Raw genomic sequence first — 24,261 nt, 5'->3', positions numbered from 1 at the left:
ACGGAAGATGTCCGGAACTCGAAAATAGAATGGCATGGATTTTCGACCTTCAGTGGGTCTGAAACCCACGAAAATAGAAGGCGAAAAACAGTGACATTGAAATTATGTGAAGTTTTTTTGCCATCTTTGGATTTAACAAACAGCAGCTCGAACCGCAGGTTTTAATCTGCGATACAGTTACGTCGCATCTCTCAGGATGGAAAAATAATGGGCACATCTGAAGTACTGAAACATATTTATGACCTCAATTTGTCTTATTTACTGCTCGCGCAGCGTTTAATTAACCAGGATAAAGCTTCTGCAATGTTTCGCCTCGGCATTGACGAGAAAATGGCGAACGCATTATCTGAATTAACATTGCCTGAGATGGTAAAAATGGCGGAAACCAATCAACTGGTTTGCCAGTTCCGTTTTACCGATAGCAGCACCATTAATCGCCTGACGCAGGAATCACGCGTGGATGATTTACAACAAATCCACACCGGCATTTTATTATCGAGCCGTTTATTGCGTAATGCGTCTAAAGATGTAGCGCCTGCTAAAAAGAGAGCAATGTCATGAGTGAGAAAAGTATTGTTCAGGAAGCACGTGATATTCAGCTCGCGATGGAGCTGATCACTTTAGGTGCGCGCTTACAGATGTTAGAGAGTGAAACTCAGCTGAGCCGTGGTCGTCTGATCAAGCTCTATAAAGAATTACGTGGCAGTCCGCCGCCAAAAGGCATGCTGCCGTTCTCCACGGACTGGTTTATGACGTGGGAGCAGAACATCCATGCTTCTATGTTTTGCAACGCCTGGAAATTTTTACTGAAAACCGGTTTGTGCAGCGGTGTCGATGCCGTAATTAAAGCCTACCGTTTATATCTCGAACAGTGTCCGCAATCGGACGAGGGCCCGCTGTTGGCGCTGACCCGCGCCTGGACCCTGGTCCGATTCGTTGAAAGTGGCATGCTGGAACTGGCGGATTGCAAATGCTGCAACGGCAGCTTTATTAATCATGCGCATCAGCCAGTTGGCAGCTTTACCTGCAGCCTGTGCCAGCCGCCATCACGTGCCGTAAAAAGACGTAAACTTTCTGCAGAACCTGCCGATATGTTTCCACAACTGCTGGATGAACAGGTTAAACACGCCGTTTAAGTTTGTTCGCACTGTGGAAGCCATCCAGCAGCGGTTAATACCGCTGCTTTTTTTTTGCTTGCGGTTCAGGAATAACCTCTGCGGCTCTCTGGCTTAACTTCCACCAACACGTTACGGACGTAAGGATTTTTTTGTGCTGATAATTATAGGTTACCTGATTGTTTTAGGCTCCGTGTTGGGCGGATATGCGCTGGTAGGTGGCCATCTGGGCGCACTTTATCAGCCAGCCGAATTATTAATGATCGGCGGTGCCGGTGCCGGTGCTTTTTTAGTCGGTAACAATGGCAAGTCGATTAAAAAAACGCTGAAAGCGCTGCCTAAGTTATTTCGGGGCTCCAAATACAACAAAGCGGTTTACATGGATTTGATGGCGCTGCTTTATCGCCTGATGGCGAAGTCGCGTCAGCAGGGGATGTTATCGCTGGAACGCGATATTGAAGATCCCAGCCAGAGTGAAATTTTTGCTAATTATCCCCGCATCCTTGCCGATAAACAGTTAGTAGATTTTATTACTGATTATTTGCGTCTGATGGTCAGCGGCAACATGAACGCCTTTGAAATCGAAGCGTTGATGGATGAAGAGATTGAGACCTACGAACACGAGTGTGACGTACCAGCGCAAAGTATTGCTGCGGTGGGTGATGGTCTTCCGGCATTTGGTATCGTGGCCGCGGTAATGGGCGTCGTCCATGCGCTGGCTTCGGCCGATCGTCCGGCCGCTGAACTGGGTGCGCTGGTCGCGCATGCGATGGTGGGAACTTTCCTGGGCATTCTGCTGGCGTACGGGTTTGTCTCTCCGCTGTCGTCAGTACTGCGTCAGAAATGTGCGGAAACCACCAAGATGATGCAGTGCATTAAAGTGACATTGCTCTCGAGCCTCAATGGTTACGCGCCGCAGATTGCGGTGGAGTTTGGTCGTAAGACGCTCTATTCCGCCGAGCGTCCGTCGTTCAGCGAACTGGAAGAGCATGTGCGTAACGCCAAGAACCCGGCTAAACAGACTTCTGACGAGGCTTCATGAAACACGGCAATCGCCCCATTGTGCTGATCAAAAAGCGCAAACATAAAGGCCATGAAGGCAGCCACGGATCGTGGAAGATTGCCTACGCCGACTTTATGACGGCGATGATGGCCTTTTTTATGGTGATGTGGCTGCTGTCGATCGCCAACCCGCAGGAGCTGGTGCAGATTGCAGACTACTTCAAAACGCCGCTGAAAGTTGCAATTACCGGCGGCGCACGCAGCAGTGACAGTGACAGCCCGATCCCAGGTGGCGGCGACGATCCGACCAAAAAGATTGGCGAAGTGAAAAAAGTCGTCGATATGGACGCCCAGAAACGCAAGCTGGATGAGATTCGCCTTAACCGGCTGCGTGAAAAGCTCGACCAGATGATTGAAGCGGATCCGCGTCTGAAAGCGCTGCGGCCGCATCTGATCATCAACATGGTGGAAGAGGGGCTGCGTATTCAGATCATCGACAGCCAGAATCGCCCGATGTTTAAGACCGGTCGGGCCGAGGTGGAGCCGTATATGCGCGATATTCTGCGTGCCATTGCGCCGATCCTTAACGACATTCCGAACCGCATCAGCCTGGCCGGACATACCGATGATTTTCAGTATGCCGGCGGTGACAAGGGATACAGCAACTGGGAACTCTCTACCGACCGCGCTAACGCTTCACGCCGGGAACTGGTGATGGGCGGCCTGGATAGCGGCAAAGTTTTACGGGTGTTAGGTATGGCCGACACTATGCGCCTGAAAAATCGTGGCGGTAACGACGCAGTTAACCGCCGCATCAGCCTGCTGGTGTTGAACCATGACACCGAAGCAGCAATAGAAAAAGAGAACGCAGAAAGTGATGCCGTCCAGATCAGCGATCCGGCGGCCATTGAACAGATTACCGCACCTGCAACACCAGGCAGCGCGGTGAATACAGCAGCCCCCTCACAGCCGAGGTGATTCCCGTGAGTATGGACATCAGCGATTTTTACCAGACGTTTTTTGATGAAGCCGATGAGCTGTTAGCGGATATGGAACAACACCTGTTGGGCCTTGACCCGCAGGAGCCAGATTCGGAACAGCTTAACGCCATCTTCCGTGCCGCTCACTCCATTAAGGGTGGGGCCGGAACCTTTGGTTTTACGGTATTACAGGAAACGACTCATATCCTGGAAAACATTCTGGATGGTGCTCGTCGCGGCGAGATGCAGCTCAGCACCGACATCATCAACCTGTTTTTGGAAACCAAAGATATTATGCAGGAACAGCTCGATGCTTATAAAACCGCGCAGGAGCCTAACGCGGAGAGCTTCAAATATATCTGTGAAGCGCTGCGCCAGCTGGCGCTCGAGGCCAAAGGTCTGCCGGTTGATGTTCCGGCTACGGTAACCACTGCCAGCGCGGAACCGGCCAGCACCAGCGGTCTGCGTGTACAGCTGATCGACCTCAAAGAGAAAGAAGTCGACCTGATGCTGGAAGAGATGAGCAATCTCGGCACCCTGACTAATGTGCAGAAGGGCAGCACCACGCTGGACGTCTGCATTGATGGCGTCGGTAAAGATGACATCGTGGCGGTGCTCTGCTTCGTGATCGACGAAGCTCAGATCCGCTTCCCGGCCGCTGACGAAGCCGTTGCCGCGCCGGTCGCTGCTGCTGTTGCAGCCGCACCAGTGGCGGAAGAGGTTCACACCGCCAGCGTAACCGAACTGCCCGTGGCAGCGGTGAAACGTGAAAGTAAGCGCGTCGCGGCACCGGCCAAGTCGAGCGAATCGACCAGCATCCGTGTTGCGGTCGAGAAGGTCGATCAGCTGATCAACCTGGTCGGTGAACTGGTGATTACCCAGTCGATGCTCGCCCAGCGTTCCGGTGAACTCGACCCGGTGGCGCACGGCGACCTGCTGAACAGCATGGGCCAGCTGGAGCGTAACGCCCGCGACCTGCAGGAATCGGTGATGTCGATTCGTATGATGCCAATGGAATATGTCTTCAGCCGCTTCCCGCGTCTGGTGCGTGACCTGGCAAGCAAACTCGGCAAAGAGGTCGAACTGACCCTGCTGGGCAGCTCAACCGAACTCGATAAGAGCCTGATCGAACGCATTATCGACCCGTTAACGCACCTGGTGCGTAACAGTCTTGACCACGGTATCGAAACGCCAGAGAAACGTCTGGTGGCCGGTAAAGTGGCAACCGGTAACCTGACGCTTTCTGCGGAACACCAGGGCGGCAACATCTGTATCGAAGTGTCAGATGATGGTGCTGGTCTGAACCGTGAACGTATTCTGGCTAAAGCCCTGTCATCGGGTCTGCCGGTTCACGAGAACATGAGCGATGAAGAGGTCGGCATGCTGATCTTCGCACCGGGCTTCTCTACCGCGGAGCAGGTGACGGATGTTTCAGGACGCGGCGTCGGAATGGACGTGGTGAAACGAAATATTCAGGAGATGGGCGGTCACGTTGAAATCGCCTCGAAGCAGGGCAAAGGCACCACCATCCGTATCCTGCTGCCGCTGACGCTGGCCATTCTTGATGGCATGTCCGTTCGCGTGGCTGATGAAGTCTTTATTCTGCCGCTGAATGCGGTAATGGAATCACTGCAACCGCGTGCCGAAGAGCTGAAACCGCTGGCGGGTGGCGAGTGCGTGCTGGAAGTGCGTGGTGAATATCTGCCACTGGTCGAGTTGTGGAACGTCTTTGATGTGCAGGGTGCCAAAACCGAGGCCACGCAGGGCATCGTAGTGATCCTGCAGAGCGCGGGCAAACGTTACGCGCTGCTGGTTGATCAGCTGATTGGTCAGCATCAGGTGGTGGTGAAGAACCTGGAAAGTAACTATCGCAAAGTGCCGGGCATCTCTGCCGCGACCATTCTTGGCGATGGTAGCGTAGCGCTGATTGTTGATGTATCAGCACTGCAGTCACTTAACCGTGAAAAACGTGTGGCCGGCGCTGCCGCCTGACAGATAACGAAAGGGTAAATAACATGAATGGAATGGCAACCGTGACAAAAATCGCTGGCGAAACTGTGGGTCAGGAGTTTCTGGTCTTCACGCTGGGCGACGAAGAGTACGGCATCGATATCCTCAAAGTTCAGGAAATTCGCGGTTACGATCAGGTAACGCGTATTGCGAATACCCCTGAATTCATCCGCGGCGTCACTAACCTGCGCGGCGTAATCGTGCCGATTATCGATCTGCGCGTTAAGTTTGCGCAGCCTGACGTTGAGTATAATGACAACACCGTGGTCATCGTACTGAATCTGGAAAATCGCGTGGTCGGTATCGTGGTCGATGGCGTTTCTGACGTGCTGTCACTGACCCAGGATCAGATCCGTCCTTCACCGGAGTTCGCGGTAACCATGTCTACCGAGTACCTGACCGGTCTGGGTGCGCTGGGCGATCGCATGCTGATTCTGGTCGACATTGAGAAGCTGCTGAGCAGCGACGAGATGGCGCTGGTGGATAACCTGCGTACCGCGTAATAGCCTCTTCACGGGCTGGCTCTGGCTGGCCCGTGATTGTTACATCATGTAATAATTTCCTTCTGATTCATATATTTAAAATCGCTGCTTCCCCTAATTTCCCGCTGTCACCTGCCGATAATCTCACTGTCACTTTTAAATCACCTACATTGTTCAGGGTTACTCATGTTAACGAAAATCCGTGTGGTCACCAGCCTGTTACTGGTGTTGCTGGTGTTCGGGCTGTTACAGGCCTTCTCCGGTTCAGTTTTCTACTCCGCATTAAGCCACGACAAGCAGAGCTTCGCCGTGTCGCAGCTGGCGATGCAAAACACACAGGCGCTTAATGACGCCTATATGAGTCTCAACCAGAGCCGTGTGCTGCTGACCCGCATTCAGCTACGTATCGCCACCAGTAAACTGGAGGGTAAAACGGCCGATATCGCCGGTCTGTTCGGAGAGAGCAAAGGATTTCAGCAGGCAGCAGATGGTTATTATAAAGAATTCAAGGCGATCCCTGACACACCGGGTCAGGACGCGACGCTGAACGATCAGCTTGATCAGCGCTTCAGCGCCTATGACGGGGCCCTTAATCAGTTGCAGACCGCCCTGGAAGCTAATGATCCGATTGCCGCCGCCAAAGCTCCCGTTGCACCGAGCCAGAGTGCGTTTCTGACGCTTTACCGCGAATGGCGCGCCGATCAGAGTCGCCTGACCACACTGGGCGTGGCTGAGAACAGTAGTGCCTATACCCGAATGATGTGGATCCTTTCTGCCATCATGGCTGCCGTGGTCGCGGTGATTGTGCTTTGCTGGTTTGGCCTGCGCAAAATCGTGATAACGCCGCTGAATGGTAGCATTAATCACATTCAGCATATCGCCCAGGGTGATTTAACCCAGCCGATCGCGGTGGAAGGGCGTAACGAGATGACGCAGCTCGCCGCCAGCCTGCACGAAATGCAGCAGTCGCTGGTCCGCACCGTGACCAATGTCCGTGAAGGATCGGATGCGATCTTCACCGGTGCCAGTGAAATCTCTGCGGGAAACAATGACCTGTCCGCCCGTACAGAGCAGCAGGCGGCGTCACTGGAGCAGACGGCGGCCAGTATGGAGCAGCTCACCGCCACCGTGAAACAGAACGCCGAGAACGCCCGCCAGGCGTCACAGCTGGCACTCAGCGCGTCTGAAACCGCAGAAAAAGGCGGCAGCGTCGTAGCTGGCGTGGTGAAAACCATGAGCGAAATCGCCGGCAGTTCGAAGAAGATTGCCGATATCACCAGCGTGATTGATGGCATCGCGTTCCAGACCAATATTCTGGCGCTTAACGCCGCCGTTGAAGCGGCGCGTGCCGGTGAACAGGGTCGCGGTTTTGCCGTGGTCGCGGGCGAAGTACGTAGTCTGGCGCAGCGCAGCGCCCAGGCCGCCAAAGAGATCAAAGGGCTGATTGATGATTCAGTCAACCGCGTCAGCGTGGGTTCGCAGCTGGTCGGCACCGCCGGGGAAACCATGAGCGATATCGTCAGTGCGGTCACGCGCGTCACCGACATCATGGGCGAAATCGCCTCCGCATCGGACGAGCAGAGTCGCGGTATCGACCAGGTCGGGCAGGCCGTCACCGAGATGGATCGCGTCACCCAGCAGAACGCCTCGCTGGTGGAAGAGTCCGCGGCAGCAGCCGCCTCGCTGGAAGATCAGGCCAGCCGGTTAAGCCAGTCAGTTTCGGTCTTTAAAATCAAACGTGAAGCCAGGCCGACGCTGACAAAGCATCTGCCGATTGCTTCTACCGTAACAAAGGCGCTGGCACCGCGCAAAGCCCTGACTGCCCCGGTGAATGATACAAACTGGGAAACCTTCTGATCTGACGCTGCGCATCCTGCGGGATGCGCAGCCCCTTCCACTATCCCGCCTCCTGGCGTCAGACCCCGCACTCTCTTTTGATAAAAATAATTACAAAAGCCCGCTATCGCCTGAAAGCGCCGAAAAGCATTAATTAATCGCCAGAACCCGCCGATATAGCCGCTGCACCTTAATCAACCTGCAGGGGAACGAGATGTTAAAAAAAATAAAAGTGGTCACCAGTTTAATCGCCGTACTGGTTATCTTTGGCGCGCTTCAGCTGATTTCTGGCAGCCTTTTCTGGTCGGCGCTGAATAATGATAAAGAGGCGTTTGCGCTGTCGCAGATTTCTAATCGCAACGTCACGTCGATGACAGATGCCTATATCGCCCTGAACAACAGCCGTACCACGCTGAACCGCGCCATGCTGCGCTTACAGACCAGCATGGCATCGCAGATGAATGGCGGTCAGCTCGACGATCTGATGAACAAAGCCAACGCCCAGCTGGTGGAGGCCGACCGTCACTTTAAAATCTATTACGATCTGCCCGCCACGCCGGGGCTTGAAGTGGCGCTGCGTGACAAACTCGAAGCGGATTACGCGCAATATGAAAAAGGGCTGAAAGGCATGGTCACCAGCCTGCAGGCCCGCGATCTGGAAGGGATGTTTAAACAGAATATTGAACAGAAACAGGTCGCGATGCAGGGCAGCTACGGTGAGTGGCGTGCACGTCAGACCGAGCTTTCCGATCAGGGCATGGCACAGAACCATAAAGCCTTTACTCAGATGATGTGGCTGCTGGGCACCATTGGCGTCGCGGTAATCGTGGTGATCCTGGCCTGCTGGTTTGGCCTGCGTCAGGTTCTGATTCAGCCGCTGCAACAGCTGCTGGCGCAGATTCGCGCTATCGCCTCCGGCGATTTGACCCAGCCGATTATGGTTGAGGGCCGTAATGAGATGAGCCAGCTGGCAGCCGGCATCCAGGAGATGCAGCAATCGCTGGTGATGACGGTCGGTAATGTGCGTGACGGCTCTGACGCCATCTTCACTGGTGCCAGCGAAATTGCCGCCGGTAATAACGACCTGTCAGCCCGCACCGAAGAGCAGGCCGCCTCGCTGGAGCAGACTGCGGCCAGCATGGAACAGCTCACCGCCACGGTGAAACAGAATGCTGACAACGCCCGTCAGGCCTCGCAGCTGGCGCTGACCGCCTCTGAAACCGCGCAGCAGGGCGGCAAAGTGGTGAATGGCGTGGTGACGACCATGAAAGAGATTGCGGGCAGCTCGAAGAAGATTGCAGACATCATCAGCGTGATCGACGGTATCGCCTTCCAGACCAACATCCTGGCGCTGAATGCCGCGGTTGAAGCGGCGCGTGCCGGTGAACAGGGTCGCGGTTTTGCGGTAGTGGCCGGTGAAGTGCGCAGCCTGGCACAGCGCAGTGCTCAGGCCGCCAAAGAGATCAAAGGCCTGATTGAGGACTCGGTGTCGCGCGTCAACAGCGGTTCACTGCAGGTTGAAAGCGCCGGCAGCACCATGAATGAGATTGTGGGTGCCGTGACCCGCGTGACCGACATCATGGGCGAGATCGCCTCTGCATCAGACGAGCAGAGCCGCGGTATTGAGCAGGTCGGTCTGGCCGTCACCGAAATGGATCGCGTGACCCAGCAGAACGCCTCGCTGGTGGAGGAGTCTGCCGCTGCCGCTGCCGCACTGGAGCAGCAGGCCAGCGTCCTCACTCAGGCCGTTTCGGTTTTCAAAATTTCCCGCGCCTGATTTCTGCCTTTCAGCGTGGCGGCGGTTTAAAGCCGTTGCCACGCATAAAGTTCCCCCCGACGCCGCCGATAAATAAACACGAATCGCCAACCAATGAGGTGTTTATGTTTAGTCGAGTACGCGTTGTTTCCGGCCTGCTGTGTGTGCTGGCGCTGTTTGCGCTGCTGCAGCTGTTTTCCGGCGGAATGTTTTTCAAAACTGTCAGTTCAGATAAAGAGAATTTTGCCTACAACCAGCGTCTGAATACGTTGCAACAGGCGATGGGCACCTCATGGGTTTCGCTGGTTCAGGCGCGTAACACCCTTAACCGCGCCGGTATCCGTTTTCTGCAGGATGCGCAGATGTCGGGATCGGGCGCCAGCGTAAAAGAGCTGGTTGCACTGGCGGGCGAGGAGCTGAAACAGGCTGAAATCAACTATCAGATTTTCAACGATAACCTGTCAGAACAGGGTAAAACGGCTGAAAACGTCGTGGCATTGCAGGCGAACTATAAGGCCTATCACGATGCGCTGGCAGAGCTGATGGTGTTCTTCACTACCGGCAACTTCAAAGGGTTTGTGGATCAGCCAACGCAGAGTTTCCAGGACAAGTTTCAGAAAGATTACAGCGCCTGGCTGGAGAACAACAAAGCCCTGTCACAGCAGGGCGTGGAAGCTAACCAGCAGGCTTATAGCCGCTCCATCACTATCGTCATCGCCACGCTGGCCGTGACGTTGCTGATGATTATCCTGGTGTGGAACGTGATGCGTTCAGTGCTGATCCGTCCTCTGCGTCAGAGCATTGAGCATATCCAGCACATCGCGCGTGGCGATCTGACCCAGCCGGTTGAAATTACCGTGCGCAACGAAATTGGTGAGTTACTGACGTCACTGCAGCATATGCAGCAGGAGCTGGCACGCACTGTCCGCACCGTGCGTGACGGCTCAGATGCCATCTATACCGGTGCCAGCGAAATCTCCATCGGTAACAACGATCTCTCCTCGCGTACCGAACAGCAGGCCGCCTCGCTGGAGCAGACCGCTGCCAGCATGGAGCAGCTCACCGCGACCGTGAAGCAGAATGCCGAAAATGCCCGTCAGGCGTCGAAGCTGGCGCTGACCGCCTCGGAAACCGCGCAGCAGGGCGGCAAAGTGGTGGATGGCGTGGTCACCACCATGAAAGAGATTGCGGGCAGCTCCAAGAAGATTGCCGATATTACCAGCGTGATTGACGGCATTGCCTTCCAGACCAACATCCTGGCACTGAACGCGGCGGTTGAAGCCGCTCGCGCCGGTGAGCAGGGGCGCGGCTTTGCCGTCGTGGCGGGTGAAGTACGCAGCCTTGCGCAGCGCAGCGCCCAGGCCGCCAAAGAGATCAAGGGTCTTATTGAGGATTCCGTAAGCCGCGTTAATACCGGCTCGGTGCTGGTAGAGAGCGCCGGTGACACCATGAGCAACATCGTCAGCGCCGTCACACGCGTCACCGACATCATGGGCGAGATCGCCTCTGCGTCAGACGAACAGAGCCGTGGCATTGACCAGGTGGGCCTTGCGGTCACCGAGATGGATCGCGTCACGCAGCAGAACGCCTCACTGGTTGAAGAGTCAGCGGCAGCGGCTGCAGCGCTCGAAGATCAGGCAAGTCACTTAAAACAAGCGGTATCAGTGTTCAATATTGGTAAAGAATTTGTCGCGCAGGCCGTTAACAAGACAACGGCGACAAAAACGCTCCAGTCAGATGCACCGTTAGCCGTTGGTCGTTCGTCTGCGGTACGCAGCGACGACAACTGGGAAACCTTTTAATCGCCCGTGGCCCGGCCGCCATTGAGCCGCCGGGCATCGCAGCAGACAGTTAATGTATTCAGTTCGGGCCAGGTGCAGAGATGAAAAAATCGACGATTTTAGATCAAAATGAGACGACAACGCTGCTGTCGCAGATGGTGCAGCGTTTACCGCTCTCCGATACGCATTTTCGCCGTATCAGCCAGCTGATCTATCAGCGTGCCGGTATCGTACTGGCCGATCACAAGCGTGAGATGGTTTATAACCGTCTGGTTCGTCGCCTGCGCACGCTGAATATCGATGATTTCGGTCGTTACCTGGCGCTGCTGGAGTCCGATCCGAACAGTGCCGAGTGGCAGGCGTTTATCAACGCCCTGACCACCAACCTGACCGCGTTCTTCCGCGAAGCGCATCACTTCCCGATTCTGGCGGAGCATGCACGTAAGCGCCAGGGCAACTTCAGCGTCTGGAGTACCGCGGCGTCAACCGGTGAGGAGCCTTATTCCATCGCCATGACGCTGGCCGAAACGCTGGGTACCGGGCCAGGTAAATTCCAGGTCCATGCCAGCGATATCGACACGCAGGTGCTGGAAAAAGCGGTATCAGGTGTTTATCGCCAGGAGGAGCTGCGCACGCTGTCACCGGCGCAAATGCAGCGTTTCTTCCTGCGCGGCACCGGTCCGCACGCCGGAATGGTGCGGGCGCGTCCCGAGCTGACCAACCTCGTCACCTATGCACAGCTTAACCTGCTGGCCAACGACTGGGCGCTGCCGGGTCAGTTCGACGCTATTTTCTGTCGCAATGTGATGATCTATTTCGATAAAGAGACGCAGGAGAAGATTCTGCGTCGGTTTGTCCCGCTGCTGAAGCCGGGCGGCATCCTGTTCGCCGGACACTCAGAAAACTTCAGTCAGATCAGTAAAGAGTTCTGGCTGCGCGGACAAACCGTCTATGGACTGACGAAGGAAAGATGATGAGCAAAATCACCGTGATGTGCGTAGATGACTCTGCGCTGATGCGGCAGTTGATGACCGAGATCATCAACAGCCATCCGGATATGGAGATGGTCGCTACGGCGCCCGATCCGCTGGTCGCCCGCGATTTGATCAAGCAGTTCAATCCGCAGGTGCTGACGCTGGATGTGGAAATGCCGCGCATGGATGGCCTCGATTTCCTGGAAAAACTGATGCGGTTACGGCCAATGCCTGTGGTGATGGTTTCATCACTGACCGGGAAAGGCTCCGAAATCACCCTGCGGGCGCTGGAACTGGGGGCGGTGGATTTCGTCACCAAACCCCAGCTCGGCATCCGCGAAGGTATGCTGGCCTACAGCCAGATGATTGGCGACAAAATCCGCGCGGCGGCCCGGGCCCGACTGCACAACCGTGCTGCGATGCCGGTGCCGGCGACGCTAAAAGCGGGGCCACTGCTGAGTAGTGAGAAGCTGATTGCGATTGGCTCCTCTACCGGCGGCACCGAGGCGATTCGCCACGTGCTGCAGCCTTTACCGGCGACCAGCCCGGCGTTGCTGATTACCCAGCATATGCCGCCAGGCTTTACCCGCTCTTTTGCCGAGCGTCTGAACAAGCTGTGTCAGATCACGGTGAAAGAGGCCGAAGACGGTGAGCGTATTCTGCCAGGGCACGCCTATATCGCGCCAGGCGCAATGCACATGGAGCTGGCCCGAAGCGGTGCCAACTATGTGGTGAAACTGAATGAAGGACCCCCGGTTAACCGGCACAAACCCTCTGTGGATGTGCTGTTTAAATCGGTGGCGATTAACGCCGGACGAAATGCGGTGGGGGTCATCCTCACAGGCATGGGCAACGACGGTGCCGCTGGGATGCTGGAAATGCATCGGGCAGGTGCCTGGACTATCGCCCAGAACGAAGCCAGCTGTGTGGTATTTGGCATGCCGCGTGAGGCTATTGCCACAGGCGGCGTGAGCGAAGTCGTGGATTTAAGCAACATCAGCCAGCATATGCTGGCGAAAATTAGCGCCGGACAGGCATTGCGTATTTAACAGGCCCGTCCCGCCGGGCGAGACAACTCAGGAGTAGATATGGCTGATAAAAACATGCGCTTTTTGGTAGTAGACGACTTCAATACGATGCGTCGTATTGTGCGTAACCTGCTGAAAGAGCTGGGCTTCAATAACGTAGAAGAAGCGGAAGATGGTGTGGATGCCCTCGGCAAACTGAAAGCGGGTGGCTTCGACTTTGTGATTTCCGACTGGAACATGCCAAACATGGATGGCCTGCAGCTGCTGCAGACTATTCGTGCCGACGCGGCGATGAGTTCGCTGCCGGTGCTGATGGTGACCGCGGAAGCCAAGAAAGAGAACATTATCGCCGCCGCCCAGGCGGGAGCCAGCGGATATGTCGTGAAGCCATTCACTGCGGCAACCCTGGAAGAGAAGCTGGGTAAAATTTTCGAAAAACTGGGCATGTAAGGGGATGTGATGAGCGACTTTCCGAAACCAACTGAGGATGCCGCGGCACACGACATCATTTCACGTATTGGCTCACTGACGCGCATGCTGCGCGACAGTCTGCGCGAGCTGGGGCTGGATAAAGCCATTGCCGATGCAGCTGAAGCCATTCCTGATGCCCGCGATCGTCTTGATTATGTGGTGCAGATGACGGCGCAGGCCGCCGACCGTGCGCTGAACTGTGTTGAAGCAGCACAACCCCATCAGGATAAGATGGAAGCCGGGGCAACCCAGCTGAAAGGGCGTTGGGATGCGTGGTTTGAGAACCCGATTGAACTGGGTGATGCGCGGGAGTTGGTGACGGATACGCGCGAATTCCTCACCGCCGTGCCTGAGCACACCGCCTTTACCAACAAGCAGCTGCTTGAAATCATGATGGCGCAGGATTTCCAGGACCTGACCGGTCAGGTGATCAAGCGCATGATGGATGTGATCCAGGAAATTGAGCGCCAGCTGTTAATGGTGCTGCTGGAGAACATGCCAGAAGTCAGCGCTGAGAAGCGTCAGGAAGGCACCAGCCTGCTGAATGGACCGCAGATCCACGCCGATGCACCGGGCGTGGTGGCGAACCAGGATCAGGTTGATGACCTGCTGGACAGCTTAGGGTTCTAAGCTTCGTCCGCCTGCGGGCGGACAAAACGACTCCCGGCGTCATAAAACAGGGTCACCTTCGGGTGGCCCCGTTCCGCATTGTCAGACCCATCCCCGAAAGAACGCCTGTTTTCCCCATCTTATCTCCGCTTTAACTTAAGCCAGATTTGGCATCCTATGCTCAGAATTCCTGCCAACCGAGGTTTGTCGTGGCTGAAGATAGCGACGAAGACAAAACAGAATCGCCCACGGCCCACCGACTTGAGAAAGCGCGTGAAGAGGGCCAGATTCCGCGTTCGCGCGAACTGACGTCACTGCTGATGCTGCTGGCCGGCATCATGATCCTGTGGATGGGCGGCAACATGATGGCGCACCGGCTGGCGGCCATGGTCGCCACCGGACTCCGTTTTGACCACGGGATGGTCAGGGATGACAAAATTATCGTCAGCCACATCGGCAGCCTGATTACCCAGGCACTGATGGCGCTGCTGCCGCTGATGGGCGGTCTGGTGCTGGTGGCGATTGCCGCACCCATGCTGCTGGGCGGACTTGTTTTCAGCGGTAAATCGATCAAGTTCGACCTGAAGAAGATGAGCCCGATGGCGGGGTTCAAACGGATGTTCGCCGCGCAGGCCTGGACCGAACTGTTTAAAGGCATCCTCAAAACCATTCTGGTGGGCGCAGTGGGCTGGTGGTACATCTGGAGCCACTGGCCGGAGATGCTGCGGCTGATCAGTGAGGCGCCCGTCACCGCGCTGATTCACGGCATGGAGATGATCGCGGTCTGCTGTTCACTGGTGATGCTCGGGCTGATCCCGATGGTGGGATATGACGTCTTCTGGCAGCTCTACAGCCACTTCAAAAAGCTGAAGATGTCGATGCAGGAGATCCGCGACGAGCATAAGCAGCAGGAAGGTGACCCGCACGTTAAAGGGCGTATCCGGCAGCAGATGCGCGCCGCCGCGCGACGCAGAATGATGGCCGATGTGCCAAAAGCCGATGTCATCGTCACCAACCCGACACACTACTCGGTGGCATTGCAGTACAACGAGAAGAAGATGAGCGCGCCGAAGGTTGTGGCCAAAGGCGCGGGCGAGATCGCCCTGAGAATTCGTGAACTGGCTGCCGAACACCGCATCCCGGTTCTGGAAGCACCGCCGCTGGCGCGTGCGCTATACCGGCATACCGAAATTGGTCAGCACATCCCAGGCGCGCTCTATGCTGCCGTGGCCGAAGTACTGGCGTGGGTCTGGCAGTCGCGTCGCTGGAAGCGCGAAGGCGGCCTGATCCCAACCAAACCAAAAAACCTGCCGGTTCCGGCAGAGATGGACTTTGCAGGAGAGAGCAAAAACGATGGCTAATAACCTGGCCGCAAAACTACGTTTACCGGGCAACTTTAAAGATATGCAGTGGCAGGTGCTGGCTGGTCCGGTGCTGATCCTGATGATCCTGTCGATGATGGTTCTGCCATTACCGCCGTTCATCCTTGATCTGCTGTTCACCTTTAACATTGCGCTGTCGATCATGATCCTGCTGGTGTCGATGTTCACCCAGCGGACCCTGGAGTTTGCGGCGTTCCCGACCATTCTGCTGTTCTCTACTTTGCTGCGTCTGGCACTGAACGTGGCTTCAACCCGTATCATCCTGATGGATGGGCACACCGGTGCCGCCGCGGCAGGACAGGTCGTTGAAGCCTTCGGTCACTTCCTGGTGGGCGGTAACTTCGCCATCGGTATCGTGGTGTTTATCATCCTGGTCATCATCAACTTCATGGTTATCACCAAGGGTGCAGGTCGTATCGCCGAAGTGGGCGCGCGCTTTGTACTGGACGGGATGCCCGGTAAGCAGATGGCGATCGATGCCGACCTCAACGCCGGTCTGATCGGTGAAGATGAAGCTAAACGCCGCCGTGCTGAAGTGACCCAGGAAGCGGACTTCTACGGTTCGATGGACGGTGCCAGTAAGTTCGTTCGTGGTGATGCCGTCGCCGGTATCATGATCATGGTGATCAACGTCATCGGCGGCCTGCTGGTGGGTGTGGTGCAGCACGGTATGGATGTCGGGCACGCCGCAGAGACCTATACGCTGCTGACCATCGGTGATGGTCTGGTTGCCCAGATCCCGGCGCTGGTTATCTCTACTGCAGCCGGTGTTATCGTGACGCGCGTCGCCACCGATCAGGATGTCGGCGAGCAGATGGTTACCCAGCTGTTTAAGGATCCCCGCGTGCTGATGCTCAGCGCCGGGGTGATTGGCCTGCTGGGTCTGGTGCCTGGCATGCCTAACTTCGTCTTCCTGCTGTTCACCGCCGCCTTGCTGGGTCTGGCCTGGTGGCTGCGCGGACGCGAAACGCAGCCGAAGAAGAAAGTGGACGTTGCTGGCAGCATCAGCAACAAAGCGGCGGCGGACACGCCAGCCGCCACCGAAGCCTCCTGGACCGATGTACAGCTGGAAGATACGCTGGGCATGGAAGTGGGCTATCGCCTGATTCCGATGGTCGATCATCAGCAAAACGGCGAGCTGCTGGGCCGTATCCGCAGTATTCGTAAGAAAGTTGCGCAGGATGTCGGTTTCCTGCCGCCGGTGGTGCATATCCGTGACAACATGGAGTTGCCACCTGCGCGCTATCGCATCCTGATGAAAGGGGTGGAGATTGGCAGCGGTGATGCCTATCCTGGCCGCTGGATGGCGATTAACCCGGGCACGGCTGCCGGCAGTCTGCCGGGTGAAGCGACTGTCGATCCGGCCTTTGGCCTGGCAGCAGTCTGGATCGACAGCGCGCTGAAAGAGCAGGCGCAGATTCAGGGCTTTACCGTGGTAGAAGCCAGTACTGTGGTGGCAACACACCTCAACCATCTGATTGGCCAGTTCGCCAGCGAACTGTTTGGCCGTCAGGAAGCGCAGCAGCTGCTGGATCGCGTGACGCAGGAGATGCCGAAGCTGACCGAAGATCTGGTGCCGGGGGTGATCTCACTGACCACGCTGCATAAAGTACTGCAGAATCTGCTGGTGGAGCGGGTCTCGATTCGCGATATGCGCACCATCATTGAAACGCTGGCGGAACATGCGCCGGTACAGAGCGATCCGCAGGAGCTGACCAGCGTGGTGCGTGTGGCGCTGGGCCGCGCGATTACGCAGCAGTGGTTCCCGGGCAATGATGAGGTACAGGTTATCGGGCTGGATTCTACGCTGGAGCGTCTGCTGTTACAGGCACTGCAGGGCGGCGGTGGCCTGGAGCCGGGACTGGCCGATCGGCTGTTAAGTCAGGCACAGGCGGCATTGCAGCGTCAGGAGATGCTGGGCGCGCCACCGGTGCTGCTGGTCAATCATCCGCTGCGTGCGCTGCTGGCGCGATTCCTGCGCCGCAATCTGCCTCAGCTGGTGGTGCTCTCGAATCTGGAGCTGAGCGACAATCGCCAGATCCGTATGACTGCTACCATCGGAGGCAAATAATGCGCGGGCTGCTGATGGTGCTTTTCATGCTGCCGACGCTGGCTCAGGCAGCCGGTGGTGCCTGGAGCGCCACGGCCAACGGCCCGCTCCTGGCGAATCGCGGCAGCTGGCAACGGGCGCAGCCGCTGACGCCACCCGCCGATGTCGGCGGGGAGGTCAGCATCATTAACTGGCGTTATGAGCTGAGCAGATCTGCGCCGTCGGGTCTGGAAGTGCGGCTGTGCGGCGAGCAGCGCTGCACCACGCTTGAGGGTGCCAGCGGCACTACGCGCGGGCTGGCACATCTCAACGCCGGCGAAACCCTGCATATGGTGTTTGGTTTTGCCGGCAGCGGGGCGCTGCCACCCGGATTGCGGGTGGTGAGCAGCGAAGTCATGGTCAATTACCAGTAAGCGTCTTGCTGCTGAGTTGACTGAAGGGGAGCCAGAATTGTGTTTCTGGCTCCTTTCCGCAGCATAGTGCGCAAGTGCCTAATATGTCTTCAGGCGTTAACGCCCTTCATTCCCTCCTCAGAGTAGCGGCCGCCTTTGACCTCAATCTGCTGATGAATCGTATTCAGCAACCGCACGTCGTCCTCTTCCAGCCTGATATCCGCGGCCTGCGCATTCTCAGTGAGATAAGCAATCTGTTTAGTGCCCGGTATCGGCACAGTTTTCTCATACTGGGCCAGCAACCACGCCAGCGCAATCTGCCCGGTGGTGGCGTGATATTTTTCCGCCAGCGGCGTTACCGCGTTAAGAAGTTGCAGATTGTGGTCGATATTGTCCTGCTGGAAACGGTCATTATTTTTGCGGAAATCGTCTTCGGCAAAATCACTGTTGTTGCGATATTTACCCGTCAGAAAACCTCTGCCCAGCGGTGAGTAGGGCACCAGTCCGATGCCAAGCTTTTTCACCATCGGCAGAATCTCCGCTTCACTGTCACGCGTCCAGAGTGAATATTCTGTCTGCAGCGCGGCCAGCGGATGGATCGCGTGCGCCCGACTCAGCGTTGTAGCAGAGGCTTCACACAGCCCAATCCGGGCGATCTTCCCCTCCTGCACCAGACGGCTGAGACACTGCATACTCTCCTCAATCGGTGTCGCCGGACTGATGCGATGCAGATAAAAGAGATCGATACGCTCAACGCCCAGCCGTTCCAGGGAGGCATGGCAGCTGCGGGTGATGTAGTCGGGCTGATTATTGATGGTGTGGGCATAGGCCTCGTCCGCCGGACGCTCAATGCCACATTTGGTGGCGACGGTAAATTTCAGCCGTTCAGCTTTGCTCAGCCCGGCAAGAAACTGGCCTATCAACTGCTCGTTGTGGCCGCGCCCGTAAAGGTCGGCGGTATCGATAAAGGTGATATCCAGGTCGCGCAACTGGCTGAGCAGTTGCAGGGAATGACGGTCATCGGTCTGACCATAAAATTCGCTGAGCCCCATTGCGCCATAACCGATAGCGCTGACCTCCAGACCCTGAGTTAACGTTCGCTTTTTCATTGTCTCTCCTCGTAAGTGAGAGATGATTGTTTCACCGCACGCCAAAGCACGGAATTGCTCCTTCTGTCATGCAGAAAAGGTATCAGCGAGCTTCAGGCAATATGGGTACGGATAGCACAGCGACTTAGCCGCGCGGATGGGCGGGGGTTTCGGGTTCAGCAGGCTGCGAGAGTGCGATCAGCGCATTCACTACTGCCGCACTGGTTTCATCGGCGCGAATCGCCGCATAAACGTCAATTGCCAGCTGCTTAGCTGCATCTTCAGTCAGTGGCCGGTAACAGAGACCTGTCTGCTTGAAGGTGCATTTTGACTGCGGCATCAGCGCAAACCCTTTGCCTCTGGCGATGTGCGCCAGCATCAGCAGGGAATCTTCAGGCTCTCGCACCCGTTTCAGCGCGATGCTGAGCGTGGCGAAGTAGCGCTCGCATTTATCGTAAAACTGCGGATTGGCGCTGCGCGGAAACCAGAAAAGTGGAAGGTCAGCCAGCGCCTCCAGCACAACGTTTTCAGACAGGCTGGCGGGATGTGCTGACGGCATCGCAACCCACAGTGGCTCACGGTATACCCAGGCGTACCGGACAGCATTTTCCGCTTCCGCTCCTTTTTCCCCGGTCAGGATCAAATCCAGGCTATTTTTCGCCAGGCACTGCAGCAGCTGAGCCGAAGTGAGGCTGGGCATCTCCATCTCGTCGCTGGCATAAAAACTGGCGAGCTGCTTATTAAGCGGCGCGATGAGTTCGAAATTCAGCGTGCGGGTCAGCCCGATACGCAGCTGTGCTGCAACAGGCTGCGCATCCTCTTTTAGGGCATTCAGTGCCATAAGGATCGCTTCCGCTTTCGTGACCAGCGCCCGGCCAGACTCTGTCAGGGTGACCTCATGCGTCGTACGGCTGAACAGCGGCTGGCCCAGCAGATCTTCCAGACTCTGAATCTGACGGGTGAGCGGAGGCTGCGTCATGCTAAGGCGTTCTGCAGCCCGGCGAAAATTAAGCTCGTGCGCGACCGCCAGAAAGCACTGCAACTGTTTAATGGTGGGAAGGTGGCTGCTGATGAGATGCGCGGCTAAAGACATGGCGCTATCCTGCTGCTGAAAGAGTGAGGGAGTGTAGGGGAAACGTGTGAAGTCAGCAACGGAGAGGGAATTCCCTCTCCGTTCCGGCGATTACATGCGCTCGACGGTGTCGATACCCAGCGTATCCAGACCCTGCTTCAGCGTCTTCGCGGTCAGCGCGGCCAACTGCAGTCGGCTCAGACGCGTCGCGTCTGATTCTGCGCTGAGAATCGGGCAGTGCTCGTAGAAGCCAGAGAACAGGCCTGCCAGATCGTAGAGATAAGCACACATCACGTGTGGCGTACCGTCGCGCGCCACCTGCGTGATAACTTCTTCGAACTGAAGCAGACGGGTTGCCAGCTGTGCTTCGCGCTCTTCGCTAATCACGATCTCTGCATCCAGCGAATCGGCATCAATGCCTGCCTTGCGGAATACGGAGAGCACGCGGGTGTAGGCGTACTGCATGTAAGGCGCCGTGTTGCCTTCAAACGCCAGCATGTTGTCCCAGTCAAAGATGTAGTCGGTGGTGCGGCTTTTTGACAGGTCAGCGTATTTTACCGCGCTGATGCCCATCACTTCCGCCAGCGCTTTGACTTCCGCTTCGCTCATTTCCGGGTTCTTCTCACGCACCAGCGTGTAGGCACGCTGCCAGGCTTCATCCAGCAGATCGGAGAGCTTGATAGTGCCGCCGCTGCGGGTTTTAAACGGACGGCCATCTTTGCCCAGCATCATGCCAAACGCATGGTGCTCCAGCGGCACAGACTCCGGCACATAACCCGCTTTACGCACGATAGTCCACGCCTGAACCAGATGCTGATGCTGACGGGAGTCGATGTAATAGAGCACACGATCGGCTTTCAGCGTTTCGTAACGGTATTTCGCACAGGCGATGTCAGTCGTGGTATAGAGGTAGCCGCCATCCTTTTTCTGGATGATTACGCCCATCGGCTCACCTTCTTTGTTCTGGAATTCATCCAGGTACACCACGGTTGCGCCTTCGCTTTCAACAGCCAGACCTTTCTGTTTCAGATCGGCAACAATGCCAGGCAGCATATCGTTATAAAGGCTTTCACCCATCACGTCATTGCGCGTCAGCGTAACGTTCATACGGTCATAGATTTTCTGGTTCTGACTCATGGTGATGTCGACCAGCTTCTTCCACATCTGGCGGCAGTACTCATCGCCGCCCTGTAATTTCACCACGTAACCGCGCGCGCGCTCGGCAAACTCAGGATCTTCATCGTAGGTGCGCTTGGCTTCACGGTAGAAGCCTTCGAGATCGGCCAGCGCCATCTCAGCGTGATTTTCATTCTGCTGTTTTTCCAGAAACGCAATCAGCATGCCGAACTGCGTACCCCAGTCGCCAACGTGGTTCGCCCGGATCACCTTGTGGCCCAGAAACTCCAGCGTTCGCACCGCCGCATCACCAATGATGGTGGAGCGGATGTGACCTACGTGCATCTCTTTCGCAACGTTGGGCGCAGAGTAGTCGACCACAATGGTCTGGGGTTCGGCCAGTTGCACACCAAGACGCGGCAGACTCAGTGCTTCGCGGGCATGCTTTGCCAGCCAGTTGTGGTCGAGGAAGATATTGATGAAACCCGGTCCGGCAATTTCAACTTTGCTGGCGATGCCGGTCAGGTCGAGGTGCTGAATCACCGCTTCCGCTAATTGTCGCGGTGCCTGTCCCAGCTTTTTCGCCACGGCCATAATGCCGTTGGCCTGATAGTCTCCAAACTGAACCCGGGCAGACTGGCGAACCTGCGGTTCGCAATCGGTGGGTGCGCCGGCTAAAACCATTGCCTGACTGACTTTTGCGGAAAGAAGTGCCTGAATATTCACCGAGTTACCTTCATGTGCTGAACAACGCCCGCACCAAAAAGCCGGGCTGTCATCATCTTGCCTGTGCGCATCGCGTAACGAATTGGCAGAAACGGATGGGGCAGACAAAACGGAAAAAAATGAGGGGAAAAGTATACGTGAAATGTGGGTGGGCGTCAGCAGTTGGATGAAGCGGGGAAACAGAGCTGAAGAAGATGTTTCCCGGAGGCGTTAACGACGTCGCAGATGACGGCGTGGGTTCTTTACGCTTTTATCTTCGCGCACCTTCCAATGGCGGGAAATTGCAAACCCCATCAGTGCGATCAGGACAGCGACAACGATGAGCATAGACATAGAGCCATTCCTTTTGGTTGTGTTAGGTCAAATTTATAGGAAGGCGGGGGAGGCTGCAATTGTTTGTACTTCAAATAAGAGTTATCTTATTGTATTAAAGAAGTTGATTTAAATCAATAAATTAGACTACTTTCATCAAGGAACTCATGGTCCTAAACAGGAGATAAATCCGAAATGAAAGATGTTATTATACGGTTTTGCGGTAAATTCCGGTCCAAATAAGATGAATCTTACCATTTTGTGACGCCGGACACGCGGCGCACAATAAACCCGACTAATTACAAATGCTAAACAAACAGAGAGGAATCCCGGTGGCTGAGCGATCTTTTCCGTCAGAATTGGATGATTTAAAGACAGATTTGGGACGTTTTGAAGAATCGTTGCAAATTTTTGCGCAGAGACTGGGTTTGCGCCTTAACGATCTGGTTGTGGACCATATTGCGGTGCGTTGTCATCAGGACACGACGGCGATGCGCTGGCAGCAAGGCCTGCAGCAGATTGGCACGCAGTTTTCGGCAGCGATGATCAACGGACGACAGATTTGCCTGTTTAAACTACATGATCCGTTGCTGGTAGCGGGCAGGCAGGTTGATGTGGTTGAGCTGCCATGGCCGGGTGAAAAGCGTTACCGCCATGAAGGCTGGGAGCATATTGAGGTGGTGTTGCGCGGCGATCATCAGACGCTGGGCATGCGCGCGATGGCATTGCTCTCCGATGACGCGCTGACGCAGCCGGGTATTTCATTTAAAACCAGCTCACCAAAGGGCGAGAATGAGCGTCTGCCCAATCCGACCCTGGCGGTAACGGACGGGCAGACGACAATCAAGTTTCATCCATGGCGACTGGAAGAGATTGTCGCCAGCGAGCAGAACTAGATACGGGCGGCTACTGCGCGCTTCAGGCGCGCAACGGCCTCATCCAGCAGCGCACGAGTGCAGCCGAAATTGAGCCGGACAAACTGGTCATTGCCAAACTCACGACCGGCCGATAAACCCAGTCCGTGCTTTTCAAAATAGAGTGCAGGGCTGGCCACACCCAGCGCACTGGCGTCGATCCAGGCCAGGTAGGTCGCTTCCGGCACGGCGACGGACAGGCCGGTCATTTTATTGACCTGTGATACCAGCCAGTCACGGTTACTGCGCAGGTAGGTATTCTGCGCCTGCAGCCAGGGTTCACCTTCGCGCCATGCCGCTGCTGCCGCAGTGAGCGCCAGAATATCCACATCCGGCACAATCCCGCGTCGCATCCGGTTAAAGCGCGAACGCAGTTCGGCATTGGGGATCACGGCGATGGAGGCACCCAGACCGGCAATATTAAAGCTTTTGGAGGGTGACATCAGCGTGACGCTGCGCTGGGCGGCATCTTCACTCAGCGACGCAAACGGAATGTGTTCAGCGCCCGGTTCCAGCAGCAGATCGCTGTGGATCTCGTCGGAACAGACAATCAGATCGTGCTTCTGCGCAAATTCCAGCTGTGCCTGCAGTTCGTCGCGGCGATAAACAGTGCCGCCCGGATTCTGCGGATTGCACAGCATTAACAGTCGCTCTTTGCCGGTGAGCTGATCTTCAGCCGCATCCATATCCACTACCCAGCGCCCCTGCTGCAGCGTCAGCGGCAGACTGAGCTGACCCCGTTCTGCCAGTTTTGCCGAACCGCGAAACGGCGGATAGATTGGCGTGGGGGCAATCGTCAGCTCGTCCGGTGCGGTAAACGCACGCACGGCGAGATTCAGTCCGCAAACCACGCCCGGCAAAACTACAATCCACTCCGGATTAACGTGCCACTGATAGCGTGAGGCGAGCCACGCTATCGCACTGTCAATAAACTCAACCGGCGTATCGCCATAACCAAAAATCCCATGCGCGGCGCGGGTCTTAATTGCCTCGATGACGCAGTCAGGCGATCGGAAATCCGTATCTGCCACCCACAACGGCAGAATATCCTGGTCCGCATATTTGTTCCATTTAAGGCTATCGCTGTGACGACGGTCTATCCGTTGGTCGAAATTGAATGCCATAGTTAACTTTCCCGGTAAACTCATTCCAGCAGCCAGACTAA

Annotated in this window: 22 protein-coding genes; 17 read left to right on the top strand and 5 right to left on the bottom strand. The window is 56.2% G+C overall.

The window, feature by feature from the left end; genetic code table 11:
- The first annotated feature begins 207 nt into the window (after positions 1-207).
- From flhD to flhE, 16 genes are all read left to right on the top strand, one after another.
- Positions 208-561: a flagellar transcriptional regulator FlhD gene (gene flhD, locus AC6I8E_RS11035; protein ID WP_013358234.1), complete on the top strand. Its 354-nt coding sequence runs from the start codon at positions 208-210 to the stop codon at positions 559-561.
- On the top strand, positions 558-1,136 hold the full coding sequence (gene flhC, locus AC6I8E_RS11030) for a flagellar transcriptional regulator FlhC (RefSeq protein ID WP_013358233.1): 579 nt from the start codon (positions 558-560) through the stop codon (positions 1,134-1,136). The genes flhD and flhC overlap by 4 nt, the downstream gene beginning before the upstream one ends.
- Before the next feature lie 133 nt (positions 1,137-1,269).
- Entirely contained in the window at positions 1,270-2,157 is an 888-nt protein-coding gene (motA, locus tag AC6I8E_RS11025) for a flagellar motor stator protein MotA (protein WP_003849139.1), read from the top strand.
- Positions 2,154-3,095: a flagellar motor protein MotB gene (gene motB, locus AC6I8E_RS11020; RefSeq protein ID WP_095707022.1), complete on the top strand. Its 942-nt coding sequence runs from the start codon at positions 2,154-2,156 to the stop codon at positions 3,093-3,095. Before motA ends, motB begins: the two co-directional genes overlap by 4 nt.
- 11 nt (positions 3,096-3,106) lie before the next feature.
- Positions 3,107-5,089 carry a chemotaxis protein CheA gene (gene cheA, locus AC6I8E_RS11015; RefSeq protein ID WP_187266220.1) on the top strand — a complete coding sequence of 661 codons (1,983 nt, stop codon included), beginning with the start codon at positions 3,107-3,109 and terminating at the stop codon, positions 5,087-5,089.
- A 23-nt stretch (positions 5,090-5,112) separates the two neighbouring features.
- Positions 5,113-5,610 carry a chemotaxis protein CheW gene (gene cheW / locus AC6I8E_RS11010; protein WP_013358230.1) on the top strand — a complete coding sequence of 166 codons (498 nt, stop codon included), beginning with the start codon at positions 5,113-5,115 and terminating at the stop codon, positions 5,608-5,610.
- A 165-nt stretch (positions 5,611-5,775) separates the two neighbouring features.
- Entirely contained in the window at positions 5,776-7,446 is a 1,671-nt protein-coding gene (locus tag AC6I8E_RS11005; RefSeq protein WP_013358229.1) for a methyl-accepting chemotaxis protein, read from the top strand.
- 193 nt (positions 7,447-7,639) lie between these two features.
- A complete protein-coding gene (locus AC6I8E_RS11000) occupies positions 7,640-9,202 on the top strand; it encodes a methyl-accepting chemotaxis protein (RefSeq protein ID WP_201251938.1) in 1,563 nt (520 codons plus the stop codon).
- Positions 9,203-9,306: 104 nt separating this feature from the next.
- Positions 9,307-10,983, top strand: a complete 1,677-nt coding sequence (locus AC6I8E_RS10995) for a methyl-accepting chemotaxis protein (protein ID WP_013358227.1) — start codon at positions 9,307-9,309, stop codon at positions 10,981-10,983.
- An 80-nt stretch (positions 10,984-11,063) separates the two neighbouring features.
- The gene (gene cheR / locus AC6I8E_RS10990; protein ID WP_013358226.1) at positions 11,064-11,936 is read left to right on the top strand and encodes a protein-glutamate O-methyltransferase CheR; all 873 of its coding nucleotides are present in this window, start codon (positions 11,064-11,066) and stop codon (positions 11,934-11,936) included.
- Complete coding sequence (locus tag AC6I8E_RS10985; protein ID WP_013358225.1) at positions 11,936-12,985, top strand: protein-glutamate methylesterase/protein-glutamine glutaminase; 1,050 nt, start codon at positions 11,936-11,938, stop codon at positions 12,983-12,985. The genes cheR and AC6I8E_RS10985 overlap by 1 nt, the downstream gene beginning before the upstream one ends.
- A 39-nt stretch (positions 12,986-13,024) precedes the next feature.
- On the top strand, positions 13,025-13,414 hold the full coding sequence (gene cheY / locus AC6I8E_RS10980) for a chemotaxis response regulator CheY (RefSeq protein WP_010258559.1): 390 nt from the start codon (positions 13,025-13,027) through the stop codon (positions 13,412-13,414).
- A gap of 9 nt (positions 13,415-13,423) precedes the next feature.
- Positions 13,424-14,065 carry a protein phosphatase CheZ gene (gene cheZ, locus AC6I8E_RS10975; RefSeq protein ID WP_013358224.1) on the top strand — a complete coding sequence of 214 codons (642 nt, stop codon included), beginning with the start codon at positions 13,424-13,426 and terminating at the stop codon, positions 14,063-14,065.
- Between the two features lie 188 nt (positions 14,066-14,253).
- A complete protein-coding gene (flhB, locus tag AC6I8E_RS10970) occupies positions 14,254-15,405 on the top strand; it encodes a flagellar biosynthesis protein FlhB (protein ID WP_013358223.1) in 1,152 nt (383 codons plus the stop codon).
- Entirely contained in the window at positions 15,398-17,497 is a 2,100-nt protein-coding gene (gene flhA / locus AC6I8E_RS10965; protein ID WP_013358222.1) for a flagellar biosynthesis protein FlhA, read from the top strand. Before flhB ends, flhA begins: the two co-directional genes overlap by 8 nt.
- Positions 17,497-17,889 (top strand): flagellar protein FlhE, encoded by a 393-nt coding sequence (gene flhE, locus AC6I8E_RS10960; protein ID WP_033783336.1) that lies wholly within the window; start codon positions 17,497-17,499, stop codon positions 17,887-17,889. The genes flhA and flhE overlap by 1 nt, the downstream gene beginning before the upstream one ends.
- 89 nt (positions 17,890-17,978) lie before the next feature.
- On the opposite strand, the gene AC6I8E_RS10955 is transcribed toward flhE, so the two are convergent.
- From AC6I8E_RS10955 to AC6I8E_RS10940, 4 genes are all read right to left on the bottom strand, one after another.
- Positions 17,979-18,977: an aldo/keto reductase gene (locus AC6I8E_RS10955; RefSeq protein WP_497823972.1), complete on the bottom strand. Its 999-nt coding sequence runs from the start codon at positions 18,975-18,977 to the stop codon at positions 17,979-17,981.
- A 124-nt stretch (positions 18,978-19,101) separates the two neighbouring features.
- Positions 19,102-20,049 carry a LysR family transcriptional regulator gene (locus AC6I8E_RS10950; RefSeq protein WP_095707026.1) on the bottom strand — a complete coding sequence of 316 codons (948 nt, stop codon included), beginning with the start codon at positions 20,047-20,049 and terminating at the stop codon, positions 19,102-19,104.
- 90 nt (positions 20,050-20,139) lie between these two features.
- Entirely contained in the window at positions 20,140-21,870 is a 1,731-nt protein-coding gene (argS, locus tag AC6I8E_RS10945) for an arginine--tRNA ligase (protein ID WP_013358217.1), read from the bottom strand.
- 210 nt (positions 21,871-22,080) lie between these two features.
- Positions 22,081-22,203 (bottom strand): hypothetical protein, encoded by a 123-nt coding sequence (locus tag AC6I8E_RS10940; protein ID WP_009089698.1) that lies wholly within the window; start codon positions 22,201-22,203, stop codon positions 22,081-22,083.
- A gap of 284 nt (positions 22,204-22,487) precedes the next feature.
- Between AC6I8E_RS10940 and AC6I8E_RS10935 the strand changes: the two genes are divergently transcribed.
- The gene (locus AC6I8E_RS10935) at positions 22,488-23,078 is read left to right on the top strand and encodes a VOC family protein (protein ID WP_201251935.1); all 591 of its coding nucleotides are present in this window, start codon (positions 22,488-22,490) and stop codon (positions 23,076-23,078) included.
- On the opposite strand, the gene AC6I8E_RS10930 is transcribed toward AC6I8E_RS10935, so the two are convergent.
- Entirely contained in the window at positions 23,075-24,220 is a 1,146-nt protein-coding gene (locus tag AC6I8E_RS10930) for a MalY/PatB family protein (RefSeq protein WP_313678268.1), read from the bottom strand. The two genes, AC6I8E_RS10935 and AC6I8E_RS10930, sit on opposite strands and share 4 nt — an antisense overlap.
- Positions 24,221-24,261 lie beyond the last annotated feature (41 nt).

This window comes from Pantoea sp. X-Soil-YNGN-785, from assembly GCF_059730585.1.
This window is presented reverse-complemented; position numbering and strand designations above follow the sequence as displayed.